Source organism: Candidatus Electronema sp. TJ (genome assembly GCF_048287355.1).
Lineage (GTDB): Bacteria > Desulfobacterota > Desulfobulbia > Desulfobulbales > Desulfobulbaceae > Electronema.
Genome location: NZ_JBLWEP010000179.1, coordinates 1 through 3,380, shown reverse-complemented (window position 1 = coordinate 3,380; position 3,380 = coordinate 1). Strand labels below are relative to the sequence as shown.

General features: G+C 56.7%; 3 protein-coding genes, 2 tRNA genes and 1 pseudogene. 5 read left to right on the top strand and 1 reads right to left on the bottom strand.

Annotated elements, in window-relative coordinates; all coding sequences use genetic code 11:
* Positions 1-16 precede the first annotated feature (16 nt).
* Positions 17-94 (bottom strand) — tRNA-Pro (locus tag ACNKID_RS10815).
* Positions 95-244: 150 nt separating this feature from the next.
* Between ACNKID_RS10815 and ACNKID_RS10810 the strand changes: the two genes are divergently transcribed.
* The 5 genes and pseudogenes from ACNKID_RS10810 to ACNKID_RS10790 form a co-directional block, all read left to right on the top strand.
* Positions 245-320 (top strand) — tRNA-Asn (locus ACNKID_RS10810).
* 191 nt (positions 321-511) lie between these two features.
* Positions 512-1,150: a tetratricopeptide repeat protein gene (locus ACNKID_RS10805; RefSeq protein ID WP_417913443.1), complete on the top strand. Its 639-nt coding sequence runs from the start codon at positions 512-514 to the stop codon at positions 1,148-1,150.
* A gap of 1 nt (position 1,151) precedes the next feature.
* Positions 1,152-2,270 (top strand): DVU0298 family protein, encoded by a 1,119-nt coding sequence (locus tag ACNKID_RS10800; RefSeq protein WP_417913442.1) that lies wholly within the window; start codon positions 1,152-1,154, stop codon positions 2,268-2,270.
* A 149-nt stretch (positions 2,271-2,419) separates the two neighbouring features.
* Entirely contained in the window at positions 2,420-2,827 is a 408-nt protein-coding gene (locus tag ACNKID_RS10795; protein ID WP_417913441.1) for a GIY-YIG nuclease family protein, read from the top strand.
* A gap of 233 nt (positions 2,828-3,060) precedes the next feature.
* Positions 3,061-3,380, top strand: a pseudogene (locus ACNKID_RS10790) (hypothetical protein); the annotation flags it as partial.

Here is a 3,380-nt window from a genome sequence, read left to right as displayed (position 1 = left end):
CGGAAGGGCTTCATGATGGTCGGGGCGGCAGGATTCGAACCTGCGACCTCCTGCTCCCAAGGCAGGCGCGCTAACCAGGCTGCGCTACGCCCCGACGAATGAAGGATGCTGCGTCCGTGCATCTTACCGGGTTTCAGCGTCCAGCGCAACCTTTTTTGTTTTTTCCGCTTGACTCTTTTCTTCCGTCATGATAAAAATACCTCCGCATCAACGCATTGCTGCCTTGCCGCAACGCAGTGTGTGTTCCTCGGTAGCTCAGTCGGTAGAGCAGGTGACTGTTAATCACCCTGTCGGCGGTTCGAGTCCGTCCCGGGGAGCCAAAGAATGTTCAGCCCGCTGGAGAAATCCTGCGGGCTTTTTCTTTTCCGCCTGCTGCTTTTTTCCCGCCGCTGCTCGTCATCCGCCCGGTTCTCTTGCGCAAAGCCGCGCTCTCTGCTATTATCGCTTGCCATTCAGCTGACAATCCATTTGCCGCGCACCTGCGGCGTTCATTTTTTTATGCAAGGAACCTATGATGACTGAGACAGCGAACACCCTTCCCCTGCACGCTGTGATTGCCGAGCAGGAAAAAATTTGCCAGGAGCGTCCGAACAACATCATCGCCCACCACACCCTTGGTCTGCTCTACCGTCAAGCAGGCCGCGCCGACGAGGCCATCCGCGAGCTGGAGCGGGCCATCGAATTGGACGGCCATTCGGTGGAAAGCTACATCAACCTTGGCGCGATCTATTTTGACCGGGGCGATGTTGCCCGCGCCTTGGAGCTGAACGAGAAGGCCCTGTCCATCACCCCGCAGATGGCCGAGGCGCATGTCAACATCGGCCTGATCCGTCAGCAGCAGGGCGACGCGGCAGCAGCGGTGGAGTGCTATGAGAAAGCACTGCAGATTGATCCGCAGCTGCTCACAGCCTGGCTGAATTTAACCTCGGCCTGCACCATGCTGGAACAGGATGACAAGGCGGAAGAAGCAGCGCGGCAGGCGGTGACATTGGAGCCGGACAGCGGCATGGCCCATAATAACTTGGCTGTGGCTCTCTATTTCAAGGGCAAGTTTAAGGAGGCCAAACAGCATCTGGATCGGGCGAAAGAGCTGGGCTATTCCGTGGATCCGCGCTTTGTCCAAGGACTGCAAGCCAAGCTGGGGCAATAGCATGGCGGCGGGAAAACAGCAGCACAGCCGCCCGTGGTGCCCCTTTTGCGGCGTGGAGGTCGGGCGGCCTTCGGAGACTGTGCAAAGGACGATGAAGGAGTTTCCGGCTGGCCGCTGCCAGTGCGGCGCGGTTTATGTCAGCGACGCAACCGGGCACAGCATCGGCGCAGCGATGGTCGAATGTCTCGTCTTTGCCTGCGGCGACGAGTGGGATCTGGCGTGGGAGCTGATCCCGGAGGATGATTACCTCACCGGCATCGTGGAAGATTATGATGATGTGACTCATCAAATCTGCCCTAAGCGCAATTTAGATGGCCGCGCGGTCCGGGGTATTTTGTATTTTGTCCGCCTGCACAAGGATATTGCTGAAGTCGCCGCCCGTTTCGCCAAAAAGAAAGAGCTGGAGGCGCAGACTGCTGCTGGAGCTGCTGCGCCGTCGGTTGAGCCTGCCCGCGATCCCAAGCGGCAGAAGCGGATTGCCAGCAAGCCCTTGGTCAAGCAGCTTGCTGAGGCTGGCGATGTGAACGCGCTGGTTGATCTCAGTTTTGACGACAAGCGCACGCTGCGTTTTCTGCAAAAGCTGCTTTATGAGCCGCTGCCGGAGAAAAGATACTACGTCGCCTGGCTGATTGGACAGGTGGCGGCGCGGCTTTCCACCCGTGAGCCTGCGCCGGTTGCGGACATGCTGCACCGGCTCTTTGAAGCCTGCTCGGATTCCGCCTCCATGCCGTGGGGCATGGTTGAGGCCATCAGCGCGATCATCGCCGCCCGTACCGACATCTATGGAGCCTTCACCCGCCATCTGCTCAACTTCATGAGCGACGAAGGCACACGCGAGGCCGCGCTGCACGGGCTGGGCGAAATCGCCGCTGTCCGCCCTGATCTTGTCCGCCGCACACCGTTTTATTCGCTCTTCCCTTTTCTTGGCCACGACAGCGCGGCAGTGCGTGGCCTGACCGTGCGCCTGCTGGGCCGCGTCAAGGCGAATGAAGTTATTTTCCAGATCATGGCCTTGCAGCAGGATATGAGTGAAGTCGTCATCTATCAGCGCGGCGAGCCTGCGAGAAAGACTGTGGCTGAGCTGGCGACAGAGGCAGTGGCGGAGATACGGAAAGCGTGATAAGATTGTGGTTCAAACTGTCGGCAGTATATCTTTGGGCGGAACTGGAATGCTGCCGATTCCGCAACTGTACGAAATAAAATAAAAAGCTGGAGAACTTGAATGGCTGCAACATTTTCAGTGAAATCCCAAGATGGAAAATTCTTGGTATGCAGCAAATAGGATCAAAGACTGTTGATTTCTGCAAGCAGCTCGGCATTTACCTGCTCTATGACGGTCGAGAGGTCATTTATGTTGGCCGGTCAACAGACAGACCTCTTGGCAGAAGACTGTACGAGCATACCATTGACCGGCTATCTGCCCGCTGGGATCGTTTTTCGTGGTTCGGCCTGCTGCCTATTTCTGATGACGGGCAGATTGGAGCGTTGCCGGATAATTACAAAGCGGCAAATCTGATTCCAGCCTTGGAAGCCATCCTGATAGAGGCTCTGGAGCCTCGCCAAAACAGAAAGCGCGGCGATGACTTGGCCGCAGTCGAATATCTCCAAAAGGTTGATCCTGAAATTGAAAAGAAGCGGATCAAGGCAACGTTGGATGCTGCGTTGAATAAACTGTGATGACATGAGAAAATAGCTGTCTGGCAATAACTCCGCCAGAGGAGCGTCCCTGTCCGCTCCGCCCTCCCTTCAGCAGGCATGAGCCTGCCGTCCATGAAAACGCCCCCCGGAAATCAATTTATTTTTGCCAAACAAGGCCGCAGCGTGGCATAATGCGTTTCATCCCCGGATGAAAAAACATCTTGACCGGCGCGCTGCCGTTCAGCGTGATTTTCAACACACAGGATTCGCTCATGAACCGCTCCATCCGCCTTCCTATCCCCCTCTTTTTGTCCGCGCTGCTGCTCTTTTGTCTTGCCGCCGGAACCGCTTTTGCCAAGCAGAACACCGTCTTTCTGCCTTTAAAAATCAATGCCGCAGAGAGCGCCGTTCTGGCTAAAGAGGCGGACGCAGCCTTTGAAGCAGCCTTGGCAAACAAGAATTTCTTCATGCTCGCCCGGAGCGAGGCGGAAAAGCTGATTGACTACAAGGGCGCATGGCCGCCGCCTGCTGCCGCTTTGACAAAAGCCTTGGAGCATGGCGGCATGGACTATGCCGCTGTTGGCAGCCTGAG

Bases quoted from the DNA above. Each gene is read 5' to 3' on its own strand.
- ACNKID_RS10805 (WP_417913443.1), top strand. From the start codon at position 512: ATGATGACTGAGACAGCGAACACCCTTCCCCTGCACGCTGTGATTGCC.
- ACNKID_RS10800 (WP_417913442.1), top strand. From the start codon at position 1,152: ATGGCGGCGGGAAAACAGCAGCACAGCCGCCCGTGGTGCCCCTTTTGC.
- ACNKID_RS10795 (WP_417913441.1), top strand. From the start codon at position 2,420: ATGCAGCAAATAGGATCAAAGACTGTTGATTTCTGCAAGCAGCTCGGC.